This window comes from Peribacillus sp. FSL M8-0224, assembly GCF_038003055.1.
Classification (GTDB): Bacteria; Bacillota; Bacilli; order Bacillales; family DSM-1321; genus Peribacillus; species Peribacillus frigoritolerans.
This window is the reverse complement of the sequence record NZ_JBBOOJ010000001.1, coordinates 1,051,827-1,065,639: the sequence shown is the minus strand read 5'-3', so window position 1 is coordinate 1,065,639 and position 13,813 is coordinate 1,051,827. Positions and strand designations below refer to the sequence as shown.

The following is a 13,813-nucleotide window of genomic DNA, read 5'->3' as shown; positions in this document are numbered from 1 at the left end:
GATTGAATGTATTCACAAACTGTACAAACATATATGCCGTCCGTCATGCGGACGTTCGCTTTATCTCTTGCCGTTTCCGTTTTAGGTATGGCTCTCGGCACTCTTGTTCCGCCATCCTTGTTTCTTCCCTTGGCGATACTTGAGATCGCCATGTTGATTGGAGCATTCATATTGCGAAGGAAAAAAGCCATCGGTTACACATTTTTGTATATTTTCACGTTGATTTCTGGAATTACAACCTATCCGATCATTGCCCACTACCTAGCCGCTGCCGGGGCAAATGTGGTGATCTTGGCAGGTGTTACGACAACAGTCGTATTTGGAGGACTGGCGGTTTATGCCACAACCACCAAAAGGGACCTTTCATTCTTGGGGGGAATGTTATTTGCGGCCTTGCTAGCTTTAGTCGTCATTAGCATTTTCAACATTTTCTTTCCATTAAGCTCTACAGCCATGCTGGTCTTTTCATTTATAGGGATTTTAGTTTTCAGCGGTTATATTTTATATGATTTCAATCGAATGAAGCATTACGGGGTAACAGCCGAAGAAGTACCGCTCATGGCTTTGAATCTATATCTTGATTTCATTAACCTATTCATTAACATCTTGCGCTTCTTTGGTATTTTAGCAAGCGATGACTAAAAGACCTAACAAGGTACCATAAAAAAGACGCTTGGATTTATCCAAGCGTCTTTTCACTTAATGTCTCGATCATCAATAAGAACGGCTGAAGGGATGCCTATCTTATTTATATAATCCTGGATTTGATTGATCGGTCCAAGGCAGTTTCACACCGAAAGTACTTGCAATGAACTGTGTATCTTCCCTTCTTTTTTTCCTTATTTGGGCCCGTTGTTTTGCTGATTCATTTAAATTCATTTCCATCTCCGTTTCCGGAACCAAACGCGGAACAGGAATTGGTTTACCTTCTTCATTAATGGCAACAAATGTCAGGAAGGAAATGACGCATAAATTTCGGGCTCCTGTAACTAAATCCTCTGCAATCACCTTTACGATGATTTCCATTGATGTTCTGCCCGTATAAGTCACGAAGCTTTCAAGGCAAACTGCATTTCCTTCGTGAATAGGGTGCAGGAAATCTACGGAATCAGTTGATGCCGTAACGACGTTGCTTCGCGCATGACGCATGGCTGATATAGCCGCTACATCATCAATGTATGCCATTAATTTGCCTCCGAACATCGTACCAATATTATTTGTATCCGGCGGGAGGACAAGGCTTGTTTTTATGACCAAAGAGTCCCGGCAATTTTTTGTTTCTTCCATGGTGACTGCACTCCTTTATGTCTGATTTCTCACTAGTTCACTTTATCGAATTCTTACCTGTAAAGCAATTCACATGCTTATTTTCCTGCTATTAGTCAAAATTATGCGGCTTATAATGAAGCCAACCACTTTCACTGCCCTTTTGGCTGCTTGCCTTGCTGCAGCTCATGCAGACTTAAGCCAAATGTCATTTGTAAATGCGGATAATCCTTGAACCCTGCCCAATCCCCTCCCCAATCGAAACCTAACCCTTTAGCGATTGTAACGACTTCCATCCAATCCGACTTTCCATTATCGTTACCGTCATAACTCATATCCCAAATGGCCTCGCCTTCTTTGTTAAGGAGGGCAAAATCTATCGCCAAACCGAAATTATGCAGCGACTCGCCACCTCTTGCATTCGTTACGATGTTGCCCGGGTCTGATCGGCCCTTTTCATAGAGTTCATTTTGCTCGGCTAAAGACCGGAATCCGGCCGTAATGATTACCGGGATGCCTTTGTCCTTAGCCAGTTGAATGAGCTCGTCTTTTTTTTCGGCGACGATCGGATTCAGCTCGTCAGTCAGTTCGATTTCGTCTAGATCAGGCGGAAGCATATACTTGAACAAGAGCCACAGCAGCAATCCGAAAAAGCCCAATACCAAACATGTCCTTACCCAAGTGGCTTTCACTTAAAAAATCCTTCCCTTTACGAAAATATCTGTCTAAAATGAAAAACTCAACCAAAGACGGATGAGTTTTTCTTCTATTATAACTTTGCTTTTAATTCTTCAATTTGCAATAAATGCCGTTTTTCATGCAGTCCCACGAACGGAATCCATTGCTTCAGGCTTAAATCTTTGAACAAAGGATGCGGAAAAGACTTTTGTTCGAGATCAATTTCCTTTGCATGGTCAACGACATGTACAAAAGCTTTTCGGGATTCGGACAACTTCTCCTTAACTTCACTCAAAGTTTGGTATGATTCCGACGGAGTGACAAATGGCGGGGCCTCGACCTTCACTTCACGATTTAACGTAAGTTCTATCGGTTTATCCACAGCAGCAATGCTTTCATCGCTCTTCAATTTATCGGAAATGCTCTTTGTTATGGCGCTCTCCATTAAATATAAATGATCCAAAACCTGGATGATGCTCCATCTTCCTGTTTCAGGTTGGGCGTTCAGCTGTTCATCCGATAGTCCGTTGACCGCATTTAAAAGTTCTTCCCTGATTTTTTCATTTTCATTCATTTTAGCACCTCCTCTTATCAGCCTCGCTAATCTCCTTTAATTATTCCATGTCCTATAGGAAAGTGTAAAATAATAATACTTTTTGACAGAACGAACCGATTAAAAGTTGTCTATTTTTCGAAAAGCTCTATGATAGTCATAAAGGCAAAAATCATCTAGGACAGTAAAATAGGAGTGATCGTTATGAGTGGAGGACATATTCCATTCAGCCACAAAGGGCGCAGTGCAATACATGCAATACCCTCAAAAGGAAGCATATGGTTGATGCTTAAACAAATGTTCAACCGGGTCCCATCGAAATGGAAGTTTTGCTCTTTGGTTTTATGTATCATGCTTTTCATTTCATTGCTTGAGTTCTCCATCCCCCAATTGACACAGTTTACGATTGATAAAATCATTCCCGAAAAAAGATATGACTCGTTGATCTGGATTGGTGCAGGAATTCTTTGTGCTGCAATCTTATTGGCTATACTGAACTACTTTAACAGCTATATCGTTTCCAAGGTCGGTCAAAAGGCCATCATGGATATACGTAATAGCATGTATGAACATATTCAAACACTGGATATGAAATTCTTTGATAAAAACCGGACTGGTGACTTAATGTCGCGGTTGACCAATGATGTCAATTTACTGCAGCAGCTCATCTCTTCGAGCATGCTTCAAGTGTTGACTGACACGGTGACCTTCATTGCCGTAGCGGTATATATGCTTTTCATTAACTGGAAGCTTACCATTGTCCTTCTAATTACATTCCCTTTCATGTTCTATATCACAAGGGTATTCGGGAAACGCATCAGGATGTCATTTATGTCTGTGCAAAGTTCCGCAGGAGATGTCAGCAACCAGTTACAGGATTCGATTTCAGGAATGCGGCTCATTCAATCTTTTACAAATGAAGAATTCGAATCAAGACGGTTTGCGGAGCGTAATCAGGAAAATATGACTGCAAACCTTAAGTCCGTTCGGCTGCGTTCCATGTTCGGGCCGATTATTGATTTATTGAACAATATCGGTCTTGTAGCAGTCATTGTGTTCGGTGCTTGGCAAGTGATGGAAGGTGAATTCACAATAGGATTAATCGTGGCCTTTCTAGCCTATTTGAGGTTGCTGCAGAGTCCCGTTCGCAATTTTAGCCGGGTAATCAGCATTGTCCAGCAATCAGCCGCCGCCTTTGAGCGGATAACTGAAATATTGGAAACCCAACCTGAAATAAGTGACAAGGGAAATGCCATAGAACTCCCTGCCATAAAAAAGAAAATTGAGTTTAAAAGTGTTGATTTTGCTTATGATGAGACTGTTCCTGTTCTCGGCAATCTAAATCTGACCATGAAAGCTGGTCAAGTAACCGCTTTGGTCGGCTCCTCCGGCGCAAAGAAAATCGACCATCACGAGCCTACTGATCCGATTTTATGATCCGCAAAATGGAACGATTAAAATGGATGGACATAATATCAAAGATGTGTCACTGAAATCATTACGGGGACAAATGGGAATTGTTTCTCAGGATATCATTCTATTCAATGGTTCTATCCGTGATAACATCGTATATGGCAAACTTAATGCTACAGATGATGAAATCATCGAATCCGCCAAAGCTGCAAATGCGCATGACTTTATCAGTGCCTTTCCTGATGGTTATGATTCTCAGATCGGGGAGCGCGGAGTCAAGCTTTCAGGCGGACAAAAACAGCGCATTGCCATTGCCAGGGCACTTTTGAAAAATCCGCAAATCATCATTCTCGATGAAGCAACGGCGGCCTTGGATACAGAATCTGAACATTTGATCCAGCAAGCCTTGTCACGTTTAATGAAAAAACGGACTTCAATAGTCATTGCACATCGTTTATCGACCATTCATGACGCCGATCAAATCATCGTTATGGAAAAAGGGCAGGTTCTTGAAAAAGGAACACATGACCAGTTAATGCAAAACAACGGCCGATACAAGCAGCTCCATGACTTACAGTTCCCTCAACTAAGCGATATCAACTACCTAGCAACTTAGCAGGCAAACATGCACAGAAAGCCTTTCTGTGCATGTTTGGTTTCATTTGAAGTCATAACTTTCCAAAACCCGATTCGCAATGAGCTGATACCCTTTTTCATTCGGATGTAACTTATCACTGAAATACTTTGTTTTCTTTTCATCTTCAAAAAGATCATTTGTAGGAATGAATAACATCCGTTCACCTTTATCGGCTAATCCCTTTATTGACTCGTTATAATCGCGAATGTGCTTTTCAAGTTTTTGATTGTCTTTAATTGGGTTATATAGTCCTACTACCAGAATATCCGCTTTATCGTTTGCCTCTATCAGTGTTGATGTAATTTTTTTCAGATGGTTGATATATTCCCGTTTACCCTCATTGATTTTTCGGTCACTTATTTTCTCCAAGTTCCCGCCATTACTATTGATCAAGTCATTCGTTCCAATAAAAACAATGAAAGTATCGGCTTCATCAAGTTTCGTTTTAATGCGGTAATCATCTAGCTGTTTCATCACCCCATCCGTTTCCTGGCCTTTAATACCGTAATTCCAAAAACTCACTTTTTGCTCCGATTGCGGATTATTCAATTCATCCTCAAGGCCATCTATATATCCTTCCCCGTCCTTATCCCCTTTTCCATAGGTTAATGAATCTCCAAAAGCCATGACCCTTTGCACATCTTCCGACTCCGAGGCCTGAAATTCATATGCAGCAAAACATATAACCAGTACGATAATCAATATACCTGCCAATTTTTTCATTTGGTTCTCCTCTTGTCTTTTTACTAGAAGTATTTAATCTTTTTCATACCCAAAAAATCTGCAGTACTAACATAAAAAAGAATTGTCAGATAAAGAATAAAGAGTGTATGATAATATAAAACTTTCAATGGAAACGGGATTACCCTTCATTCTGGAGATTGAATAAATGATAGTTAGGAGTTTAAATCATGGAAGAACACATAGAGTTTAGAGAGGCAGAACTATCTGATCTACCCAGAATTGTTGAAATATATAATTCGACAATTGCTTCAAGAATGGTCACGGCAGATACGGAACCTGTATCCGTCCAATCGAGGGTTAAATGGTTTGAGGAACATCATTCAGAAAGTAGACCGCTATATATCATTACTATAGAAGGGAAAACCGCTGGATGGATGAGCTTTCAATCCTTTTATGGCCGACCGGCATATAATTCCACTGCCGAAATCAGTATTTACATTGATGATTATTTCCGGGGAAAAGGAATTGGACAAATTTCGATTCGAAAGGCAATTGAATTGAGTCCAAAATTAGGCGTTAAGACTTTATTGGGTTTCATTTTCGCCCATAATACACCAAGCCTTAAGCTTTTTTCCAAATTCGGGTTTGAAGAATGGGCACATTTACCTCAAGTTGCCGAGATGGATGGCATTGAGCGGGATTTGATCATTCTAGGTAAACGTGTCGATATTTAATATATAATTCTTTAGAGCTATTGCCTTGAGCAGTAGCTTTTTCAGATTAATACAGGTCGAATTGCTAATTTAAAAATACCTATATGCTTCTTGAAGGGAAAAATATTCAGAATCTCTTTTACTTGCTAACGTATTCAATAGCGTATCCAATTCTTGACTGGCTTGTACAGTCAGCAGACTTGTTAAGCCGTAAATCGCTCCCAACTTTATCATTTCCTGTCTCTTCTCTTCTACTTTTTCTATAGTTACCTTACGGCAAGGCATCATAGTCACCTCCCATTTATTCAATATTTTTACACTTTCATCATAATGAAACCACTAGTTAAAATCAACTATTTTTCAGAAATTAAATGTGTTATTTTATAGGTCAAATGTGACAAAACACCTATTTTGTTATTTAATTATGTATAATTTGTGTCGTTTTCTAATAAACGCAAAAAAAGCATCCACTAGTGTAGACTGCGAATGCTTACATCATATCCCTTATCCAAAAATCCAAATATTGTATTCCGTTTACTATGTCATCCATTCAGAAGGTGACTCGTTATTAGGTCTATTTATAACAATCTTATATTCATCTTCAAGTACTTTTAATGGGGCATCATAAAGGTGCCTTTCATCAGAGGTTTTGTATACTCCATTGGCCAATAGCTCTTCAATGAGTTTTGCCTTCCTCTGTTCAATCCTCTTAAATAATTCTGCCATGTAAATGGCTCCTTTCCCAGTCGTCCTAGTGCCTGCTTCTAGTTAGCTAAACTTTATCAACTTGTTTGATTTCACCAAATTATATATACCTTTTCTAGTATGTCACTAAACGTTATTTCCCAAAAATAAAAGCCCCTTCTAATTTAAGAAGAGGCTGACAGTGTCCGTACGGCTCTTCTTATCTTCCAAGCATATGCTTGTTGGATTTAGCACAGTTCCCTAAACGGGTCCGCTGCCGAGGTTTCTTAGGGCCAAGTCCCTCCACCTCTCTGGATAAGAATTCGATATATAATGATGTAGAAATGATTCTAACCTAATAATCTTCAAAAGTCAATTACCTGGTTCTCCCTTTTTTCCTGGACATAAAGTGATTCCTCTTTCAAATACGGGTTGCATTTTCTTGTCTTTCTGATATGATGTCAGTAATTACATACAATTCACACCACTAGGGGAGTCTTTTTTAAGACTGAGATGGAATTAGTTCCGGACCCTTTGAACCTGAACCGGCTCATACCGGCGGAGGGAAGTGGATGATATCGTCCATTTTACAGACTATATCCATCTACCCCGTTCCGTATTCAGGAACGGGGTTTTTTATTCAACAAAAGGAGCCATTCTATAGGAGGATGAACAATGGAGAATACAAAATTAGAAACATTCAGTGATAGACTGCATGCACGGGCAAAAGAGATTTGGAAAAGGAACCATTCACATCCCTTTGTCCAGGCAATTGGAAACGGTACACTTCCTGAAAAGAAATTTGCCTATTACCTGAAGCAGGACTATGTCTATCTCATGGATTATTCCAAGCTCTTTGCTTTAGGTGTCATCAAAGCCCATAACATCGAAACCATGGCAAAATTTGCGAGCATTTTAAATGAAACCCTTCAAGTGGAAATGGATATTCATCGGCATTATGCTTCCGAATTCGGGATCAGCTCCAAGGAATTGGAAAGTACAGAACCTACTCCAACCACTCTAGCCTATACAGGTTACATGCTAAATGCAGCTCAGCATGGGACTTTGGCAGACTTGATCGCCTGTCTCCTGCCCTGCGCTTGGGATTATTATGAAATCGGTTTGCTATTAAAAGAACAAAATGGAGCAGCACTGGAAAACAATCGCTACGCAGATTGGATAAGGTCCTATTCATCTCCTGAATTCGGGGAAGCACACAAGTGGCTGATCACTTTGTTGGAAGAATTGACGGAAGGCATGCCTGAAAAGGAACTTCTTAGATTAGAAAAGCACTTTTTGGTTACTTCCCGATATGAATATTTATTCTGGGACATGGTTCAAAATGAGCAGGATTGGCCTCTGTAGGTGGTTGACATGAGGATGAATCCTATCAAGAAACTGACATTGACAGCCATGATCACGGCTTTAACGACGCTGACCAGTTCATTTATTTTCATCCCTGCAGGATTTGCAAAAATCTTTCCTATTCAACATCTGGCAAATGTCCTGACGGCGGTTCTATTGGGGCCTACATATGCTGTGACACAAGCTTTTTTAGTTTCCATCATTAGAAACATGTCTGGTACCGGTTCAATTTTCGCCTTTCCCGGCAGCATGATTGGTGCACTTTTGGCCGCCATCCTTTATCGAAAAACACAAAGCTTAAAATTCGCCTGTTTAGGGGAAGTGATCGGGACCGGCATTCTCGGTTCCCTGGCCTGTTATCCGCTTGCAACCCTCCTATTGGGAGAAAAAGCTGCTCTTTTTGGTTTTTTACCGGCTTTTATGTTCAGTTCATTCGCAGGGGCGATTTTAGCTTTCATATTACTTAAAATACTGCTAAAAAATAATTATATGAAGGGGTTTTTTTATGAAAACAGCATTAACGATCGCAGGCTCTGATTCAGGGGGCGGTGCTGGAATACAAGCGGATTTAAAAACATTTTCTGCACATGGTGTATTTGGAATGTCTGCCATCACAGCCGTAACCGCCCAAAACACAATGGAAGTCCGTTCTGTACAGCCCATTGAAACAGCTATCATATCGGATCAAATTGCAGCTATCTTTGAAGATATTCCTGTCGATGCAGTAAAAATAGGCATGCTTGGATCTAAAGAAATCGTGGAAACGGTCGCTGCGTCCCTTAAAACCTTCATGCCTGCCATCGTTATCCTTGACCCTGTCATGATTTCCAAAAGCGGCCACCATTTGCTCGACGAAAAGGCCGTCTCTGCCTTAAAAACGGAATTGCTTCCGCTTGCAACTCTTGTAACACCCAATGTACCAGAAGCGGAAGTACTTACTGGCTTCCCGATTCGGACGAAACAAGATTTCTACAGGGCATGCATTTCGATACAAGAAATGGGTCCCAAAGCCGTTTTACTTAAAGGCGGCCATGCAGCAGGAAATCCAAATGATCTTTTTTATGATGGTACTGACTTCCACTGGATCAAGGGAGAGCGCATTCATACCAAAAACACTCATGGTACGGGCTGCACCCTATCATCCGCCATTACATCTAACCTGGCAAATGGACTGCCATTGCAAGTCTCGATCGAACAAGCCAAGACCTATATTTCCGAAGCGATAAGCAATAGCTTTTCAATCGGTAAAGGTCATGGACCTGTCCATCATTTTCATTCATATTCAAAAAAAGAACGGAGTGACTTGTTATGAAGATTTCTTCAGCCGATTTATTTATGAAGGTAAGAGAAAGGAAACCACTCGTTCACCAAATCACAAACTTTGTTACGGTCAATGACTGTGCAAATGCCACCCTTGCCATCGGAGGTTCACCAGTAATGACATCGAGCCCAAGAGAAGTGGCGGATATGGTCAAATTAGCAAATGCATTGGTCCTGAATTTCGGTACGATCGATGATAAAGCCTTGGAAGCAATGGAGATTGCCGGTAAAACGGCAAATGCCCTGGACATCCCGGTCATTTTGGACCCGGTGGGAGTTGGTGCCACCTCCTATCGTACAGAGCAAGTCAAAGAGCTCCTAAGTAAGGTTACTTTCCAAATCATTCGCGGAAATGCGAGTGAAATCCTGTCAATGATGGGTGGGGATACCGTTACACGCGGAGTGGATTCGGGGGAACTTGCGATTAGCAATGCCGAGCTGGCTGCACAAGCGGCAAATGAATTGAATAGCATCATCGTGGTCAGCGGAGCTAAGGATGCGGTCAGCGATGGAAAACATACGTCCATCATCGATAACGGGAACCTCCTTTTAACTAATGTTACAGGTACCGGATGCATGTCCACTGCTCTTATCGGAACTTTTTCCGGAGTCACCGATGATTTCTATTCTGCCGCAATTGCCGGTATATCAACAATGAGCATATCAGGGGAACTGGCAGCCTCAACCCTTCAAAAGGATGAAGGAACAGGTACTTTCCGTGTGCGATTAATCGATGCCATATCAAGAATGGATAAGGAAATCTGGATGCATGAGGTGAAACTAAGTGAAGAAGTCGCAAATTGATTTAAGCCTGTATTTAGTTACGGAAGAGTCCATAGCAATAGAAGAATTGACCAAAATCATTGCAGAATCGGTTTCAGGAGGAGTCTCGATCGTACAACTTAGAGAGAAAAACAATTCCTCCCTCTCCTTTTATAAAAAAGCATCTGCATTAAAACAGTTATTGAATGAGCTTTCCATTCCCCTTATCATCAATGACCGGGTGGATATAGCACTTGCGGTTGGAGCGGACGGAATTCATATTGGACAAGATGACCTCCCACTGCCTGTCGTCAAAAAAATGGTTCCTGAAGATATGATTGTCGGTGTATCTGTCTCCACTCTTGAAGAAGCTCTCGAAGCCGAACGAAATGGAGCCGATTATATCGGAGTAGGTTCCGTTTTCCCCACCAAGACCAAACAAGATGCAACCCTAATGGCACTTGAGGATCTGGGGGGAATTTGCCGCGGCGTATCCATTCCCGCAGTAGCCATCGGGGGTATCACTGCCGATAACATTTCCGCTCTTTCTGATAGCGGACTATCAGGTACCGCAGTCGTATCGGCCATCATGAATGCAAATAATCCGAAGACTGCCTCCGAATCCCTTTTAAAAATAATAAAAGACTTTAAATAACAAAAGGATGGAGACTGCATGCAGTCCCCATCCTTTGTTTATGTCAAAACGGTATTCTTTGTTTCCTTCCCAAAAGCCACGGCAACTGCCCCCACTAAAATAGCAATTGTAAAAATGGTGAAAATCGATGAAATCGGTGTGTCTGCGGCAACTAGATACCCTACAAGCAAAGGTCCCAGAACACCGCCAATTCTCCCGATCCCTGCAGCTAACCCAGCCCCTGTACCGCGAACGGATGTTGGATACTGCTCAGGTGTATACGCATAAAGTGCACCCCATGCCCCTAGGTTGAAGAAAGAGAGGAACATTCCGGAAACTATCAGCAGTGCCAGCCCCTCTGCCGATCCAAAGAAAAAGGCACTGACGGCCGTTCCAATTAAGTATGTGATCAAAACGAATTTACGTCCCATCTTCTCTATCAGCCATGCAGCTGAAAAATAGCCCGGAAGCTGTGCAAGCGTCATGATCAAAACATATTCAAAGCTTTGAATCATGCTGAAGCCTTTAAGGACCATAACACTTGGCAGCCATAAAAACATCCCATAATAGGAAAAGACCACGCAAAACCATAGAATCCACAATACAAGTGTCTGACGGGAGTATTCCTTTTTCCAGACACTTTTCATATTGCTTAATACAGATGGTCTTTGCTTTTTTTCAAGTTCCGTATACTTTGGTGAATCCGGCAGTTTCAAGCGCAGATACAGCGCATATAAAGCTGGAACTGCGCTCAATAATAATGCAACCCGCCAACCATAAGCCGGTATGATGAAATAGGATATGAGTGCTGCCAAAATCCAGCCAACCGCCCAAAAGCTTTCAAGAAGGACGACGACCCTTCCCCTTTTACTCGCTTCAACACTTTCAGAGACCAATGTCGAGGCAACCGGGAGTTCTCCCCCAAGTCCCATTCCAATCAAAAAACGCAATATCAAGAACAGGCTGAGTGTACTGACTGCTGCAGACAGGCCGCTTGCGATCGAAAACAATAATAATGTAATGATAAAGACATTCTTTCGTCCGACCCTGTCGGCCATCGCACCAAAGAATACCGCGCCAACAGCCATTCCTATGGAGTTTATGCTCCCAATCCAGCCAACCTGCTCACTGGTTAAGTTCCAATCCTGCTTTAATGCAACAATGATGAAAGAAAGCATACCGACATCAAGTGCATCGAACATCCAACCAAGACCCGCAACACCAAGTAACTTACGCTGCGATATCATTTTCGTATTATTTCCCATATATTCCTCCTGAAGAACTTTAGACCTTCTTGTTATTTTATCCTTTTTCATTTTAACTATTAACTTTCATTTTTGCTATAGTAATTACACATGTCATGACAAAATAATACTACATTTTTTTAATAGATGAAGAAATCTTGGATATTCTGTCGAATGTTATAGATTGAATATTCCCTTTTTTTCATTTATCATAAAAATTGGCAATCATAGCGTTAACAATAAGTCATCATGTTTTGCCCAAGATAAACATTTTATTCAGGAGGGTAATTAATGACAAATCTAACGTTAGAAGTAAGTGGAAAGCTGCAAAAATTTTTAACAGGACCAAAAAAGCTTTATATTAATGGTCAGTTTGTAGAAAGTGCTTCAAAAAAAACCTTCTCCACTCCTAATCCTGCTACAGGACAAAAACTTGCCGATGTTTATGAAGCTGATAAAGAAGATATCGACTTAGCCGTCAAAGCTGCACGCAAAGCATTCGATGAAGGTCCTTGGTCAAGAATGAGCGCAGCTGCACGCAGTAGACTGATGTATAAACTAGCAGATTTAATGGAAGAAAATAAAACTGAACTTGCTCAATTGGAAACGTTGGATAATGGGAAACCAATCAGTGAAACTACAAATGCCGACATTCCTTTAGCAATTGAACATATGAGATATTTTGCTGGCTGGTCCACCAAGATTGTTGGACAGACCATCCCGGTAAGCGGAAATTACTTTAACTACACAAAACACGAGGCTGTTGGTGTTGTCGGCCAAATCATCCCTTGGAACTTTCCGCTTCTTATGGCGATGTGGAAACTGGGAGCGGCACTTGCTACAGGTTGTACGGTCATATTAAAGCCCGCTGAGCAAACACCGCTTTCCGCTCTTTACCTGGCTGAATTATTGGCTGAAGCCGGTTTCCCTGATGGGGTCGTCAATATCGTTCCCGGTTTTGGTGAAACCGCTGGACAAGCGCTTGTCGACCATCCGCAAGTAAATAAAATTGCATTTACCGGTTCGACCGAAGTTGGAAAATTGATCATGCGTTCCGCTTCATATTCATTGAAACGGGTCACATTGGAACTTGGAGGGAAATCGCCAAACATCATCCTGCCTGATGCGGATTTCTCAAAAGCCATTCCTGGAGCTTTGAATGGGGTCATGTTTAACCAAGGCCAGGTATGCTGTGCCGGTTCAAGGGTTTATATCCAAAAGAAACATTATGATAATGTTGTTGCCGATATGGCCAGCCATGCAAAAAACATCAAACAAGGGATAGGCCTAGATCCAAGTACACAAATTGGACCGCTTGTTTCCGAAGAGCAGCAAAATCGGGTAATGGGCTATATTGAAAAAGGGAAAAACGAGGGTGCGGAAGTTCTTGTCGGCGGAAATAAACCGGGTGAACAAGGCTACTTTGTTTCTCCTACTATATTCGCTGGTGTTGAAGAGGATATGACGATTGCTAAAGAAGAGATTTTCGGACCGGTCATAGCGGCAATGCCATTCGAAGATTTAGATGATGTCATTCACCGTGCAAATGCCAGTGAATATGGTTTGGCTGCCGGCTTATGGACAAGCGATATAGCCAATGCCCATTATGTTGCAGGAAAACTCCGTGCCGGTACCGTATGGGTGAACTGTTATAACGCGTTCGACGCAGCTTCTCCGTTCGGCGGCTACAAACAATCCGGAATCGGACGTGAAATGGGATCTTATGCACTGGACAACTATTCTGAAGTGAAAAGTGTCTGGATTAATTTGGGTAAATGATTTACTGACTATTAAGAAAGAGGGTCTCAAAGAGGCCCTCTTTCTTTCAGTCCATTGATTCACTGCACCAAATCATCAAAT

Annotated in this window: 17 protein-coding genes and 2 riboswitches; of the genes, 10 read left to right on the top strand and 7 right to left on the bottom strand. The window is 41.6% G+C overall.

Annotated features, from left to right (window positions below):
• Window positions 1-6 precede the first annotated feature (6 nt).
• Entirely contained in the window at window positions 7-642 is a 636-nt protein-coding gene (locus tag MKX49_RS05155) for a Bax inhibitor-1/YccA family protein (RefSeq protein WP_034314277.1), read from the top strand.
• A gap of 102 nt (window positions 643-744) precedes the next feature.
• Here MKX49_RS05155 and MKX49_RS05150 read toward each other — a convergent pair whose 3' ends face one another.
• The 3 genes from MKX49_RS05150 to MKX49_RS05140 form a co-directional block, all read right to left on the bottom strand.
• Window positions 745-1,287, bottom strand: coding sequence for an acyl-CoA thioesterase (locus MKX49_RS05150; protein WP_034314279.1), 543 nt, complete (start codon window positions 1,285-1,287; stop codon window positions 745-747).
• A 131-nt stretch (window positions 1,288-1,418) separates the two neighbouring features.
• Window positions 1,419-1,883: a M15 family metallopeptidase gene (locus MKX49_RS05145; RefSeq protein ID WP_340878478.1), complete on the bottom strand. Its 465-nt coding sequence runs from the start codon at window positions 1,881-1,883 to the stop codon at window positions 1,419-1,421.
• Window positions 1,884-2,035: 152 nt separating this feature from the next.
• On the bottom strand, window positions 2,036-2,518 hold the full coding sequence (locus MKX49_RS05140) for a DinB family protein (protein WP_340875445.1): 483 nt from the start codon (window positions 2,516-2,518) through the stop codon (window positions 2,036-2,038).
• A 183-nt stretch (window positions 2,519-2,701) separates the two neighbouring features.
• On the opposite strand from MKX49_RS05140, the gene MKX49_RS05135 reads away from it, so the two are divergent.
• Window positions 2,702-3,934, top strand: coding sequence for an ABC transporter ATP-binding protein (locus MKX49_RS05135; protein ID WP_340875443.1), 1,233 nt, complete (start codon window positions 2,702-2,704; stop codon window positions 3,932-3,934).
• 22 nt (window positions 3,935-3,956) lie between these two features.
• Window positions 3,957-4,526 (top strand): ABC transporter ATP-binding protein, encoded by a 570-nt coding sequence (locus tag MKX49_RS05130; protein WP_340875441.1) that lies wholly within the window; start codon window positions 3,957-3,959, stop codon window positions 4,524-4,526.
• A gap of 42 nt (window positions 4,527-4,568) precedes the next feature.
• Here the strand turns inward: MKX49_RS05130 and MKX49_RS05125 are convergent, their stop codons facing one another.
• Complete coding sequence (locus tag MKX49_RS05125) at window positions 4,569-5,270, bottom strand: DUF459 domain-containing protein (protein WP_048687285.1); 702 nt, start codon at window positions 5,268-5,270, stop codon at window positions 4,569-4,571.
• A 188-nt stretch (window positions 5,271-5,458) separates the two neighbouring features.
• On the opposite strand from MKX49_RS05125, the gene MKX49_RS05120 reads away from it, so the two are divergent.
• Complete coding sequence (locus MKX49_RS05120; protein WP_034314287.1) at window positions 5,459-5,965, top strand: GNAT family N-acetyltransferase; 507 nt, start codon at window positions 5,459-5,461, stop codon at window positions 5,963-5,965.
• A gap of 69 nt (window positions 5,966-6,034) precedes the next feature.
• Here the strand turns inward: MKX49_RS05120 and MKX49_RS05115 are convergent, their stop codons facing one another.
• On the bottom strand, window positions 6,035-6,232 hold the full coding sequence (locus tag MKX49_RS05115; protein ID WP_340875436.1) for an aspartyl-phosphate phosphatase Spo0E family protein: 198 nt from the start codon (window positions 6,230-6,232) through the stop codon (window positions 6,035-6,037).
• 249 nt (window positions 6,233-6,481) lie between these two features.
• Window positions 6,482-6,670: a Fur-regulated basic protein FbpA gene (locus tag MKX49_RS05110; protein WP_034314291.1), complete on the bottom strand. Its 189-nt coding sequence runs from the start codon at window positions 6,668-6,670 to the stop codon at window positions 6,482-6,484.
• Window positions 6,671-6,845: 175 nt separating this feature from the next.
• Window positions 6,846-6,950, bottom strand: a riboswitch (SAM riboswitch).
• A gap of 157 nt (window positions 6,951-7,107) precedes the next feature.
• A riboswitch (TPP riboswitch) is annotated at window positions 7,108-7,212 on the top strand.
• Between the two features lie 91 nt (window positions 7,213-7,303).
• Here MKX49_RS05110 and tenA point away from each other — a divergent pair.
• From tenA to thiE, 5 genes are read left to right on the top strand one after another with little or no spacing between them, the layout of a single operon-like run.
• Window positions 7,304-7,993, top strand: coding sequence for a thiaminase II (gene tenA, locus MKX49_RS05105; RefSeq protein WP_340875433.1), 690 nt, complete (start codon window positions 7,304-7,306; stop codon window positions 7,991-7,993).
• Between the two features lie 15 nt (window positions 7,994-8,008).
• The gene (gene thiW / locus MKX49_RS05100; protein WP_340878476.1) at window positions 8,009-8,530 is read left to right on the top strand and encodes an energy coupling factor transporter S component ThiW; all 522 of its coding nucleotides are present in this window, start codon (window positions 8,009-8,011) and stop codon (window positions 8,528-8,530) included.
• Window positions 8,499-9,305: a bifunctional hydroxymethylpyrimidine kinase/phosphomethylpyrimidine kinase gene (gene thiD / locus MKX49_RS05095; RefSeq protein WP_340875430.1), complete on the top strand. Its 807-nt coding sequence runs from the start codon at window positions 8,499-8,501 to the stop codon at window positions 9,303-9,305. The genes thiW and thiD overlap by 32 nt, the downstream gene beginning before the upstream one ends.
• A complete protein-coding gene (gene thiM, locus MKX49_RS05090) occupies window positions 9,302-10,117 on the top strand; it encodes a hydroxyethylthiazole kinase (protein ID WP_340875427.1) in 816 nt (271 codons plus the stop codon). Before thiD ends, thiM begins: the two co-directional genes overlap by 4 nt.
• Window positions 10,098-10,730, top strand: coding sequence for a thiamine phosphate synthase (gene thiE / locus MKX49_RS05085; protein WP_063596409.1), 633 nt, complete (start codon window positions 10,098-10,100; stop codon window positions 10,728-10,730). The genes thiM and thiE overlap by 20 nt, the downstream gene beginning before the upstream one ends.
• A 38-nt stretch (window positions 10,731-10,768) precedes the next feature.
• On the opposite strand, the gene MKX49_RS05080 is transcribed toward thiE, so the two are convergent.
• Window positions 10,769-11,974 (bottom strand): MFS transporter, encoded by a 1,206-nt coding sequence (locus tag MKX49_RS05080; protein ID WP_323599117.1) that lies wholly within the window; start codon window positions 11,972-11,974, stop codon window positions 10,769-10,771.
• Window positions 11,975-12,244: 270 nt separating this feature from the next.
• Here MKX49_RS05080 and MKX49_RS05075 point away from each other — a divergent pair, with 270 nt between their 5' ends.
• Window positions 12,245-13,732 carry an aldehyde dehydrogenase family protein gene (locus MKX49_RS05075; RefSeq protein WP_340875421.1) on the top strand — a complete coding sequence of 496 codons (1,488 nt, stop codon included), beginning with the start codon at window positions 12,245-12,247 and terminating at the stop codon, window positions 13,730-13,732.
• The last annotated feature ends 81 nt before the right edge of the window (window positions 13,733-13,813 follow it).

What these genes read in the sequence shown, in the direction of transcription:
- MKX49_RS05115 (WP_340875436.1), bottom strand. Translation starts at nt 6,232, where the DNA reads ATGATGCCTTGCCGTAAGGTAACTATAGAAAAAGTAGAAGAGAAGAGA.
- MKX49_RS05140 (WP_340875445.1), bottom strand. Translation starts at nt 2,518, where the DNA reads ATGAATGAAAATGAAAAAATCAGGGAAGAACTTTTAAATGCGGTCAAC.
- thiM (WP_340875427.1), top strand. Translation starts at nt 9,302, where the DNA reads ATGAAGATTTCTTCAGCCGATTTATTTATGAAGGTAAGAGAAAGGAAA.
- MKX49_RS05145 (WP_340878478.1), bottom strand. Translation starts at nt 1,883, where the DNA reads ATGCTTCCGCCTGATCTAGACGAAATCGAACTGACTGACGAGCTGAAT.
- MKX49_RS05125 (WP_048687285.1), bottom strand. Translation starts at nt 5,270, where the DNA reads ATGAAAAAATTGGCAGGTATATTGATTATCGTACTGGTTATATGTTTT.
- MKX49_RS05110 (WP_034314291.1), bottom strand. Translation starts at nt 6,670, where the DNA reads ATGGCAGAATTATTTAAGAGGATTGAACAGAGGAAGGCAAAACTCATT.
- tenA (WP_340875433.1), top strand. Translation starts at nt 7,304, where the DNA reads ATGGAGAATACAAAATTAGAAACATTCAGTGATAGACTGCATGCACGG.
- MKX49_RS05135 (WP_340875443.1), top strand. Translation starts at nt 2,702, where the DNA reads ATGAGTGGAGGACATATTCCATTCAGCCACAAAGGGCGCAGTGCAATA.
- MKX49_RS05120 (WP_034314287.1), top strand. Translation starts at nt 5,459, where the DNA reads ATGGAAGAACACATAGAGTTTAGAGAGGCAGAACTATCTGATCTACCC.
- MKX49_RS05130 (WP_340875441.1), top strand. Translation starts at nt 3,957, where the DNA reads ATGGATGGACATAATATCAAAGATGTGTCACTGAAATCATTACGGGGA.
- MKX49_RS05155 (WP_034314277.1), top strand. Translation starts at nt 7, where the DNA reads ATGTATTCACAAACTGTACAAACATATATGCCGTCCGTCATGCGGACG.
- thiW (WP_340878476.1), top strand. Translation starts at nt 8,009, where the DNA reads ATGAATCCTATCAAGAAACTGACATTGACAGCCATGATCACGGCTTTA.
- MKX49_RS05080 (WP_323599117.1), bottom strand. Translation starts at nt 11,974, where the DNA reads ATGGGAAATAATACGAAAATGATATCGCAGCGTAAGTTACTTGGTGTT.
- MKX49_RS05150 (WP_034314279.1), bottom strand. Translation starts at nt 1,287, where the DNA reads ATGGAAGAAACAAAAAATTGCCGGGACTCTTTGGTCATAAAAACAAGC.
- MKX49_RS05075 (WP_340875421.1), top strand. Translation starts at nt 12,245, where the DNA reads ATGACAAATCTAACGTTAGAAGTAAGTGGAAAGCTGCAAAAATTTTTA.
- thiD (WP_340875430.1), top strand. Translation starts at nt 8,499, where the DNA reads ATGAAAACAGCATTAACGATCGCAGGCTCTGATTCAGGGGGCGGTGCT.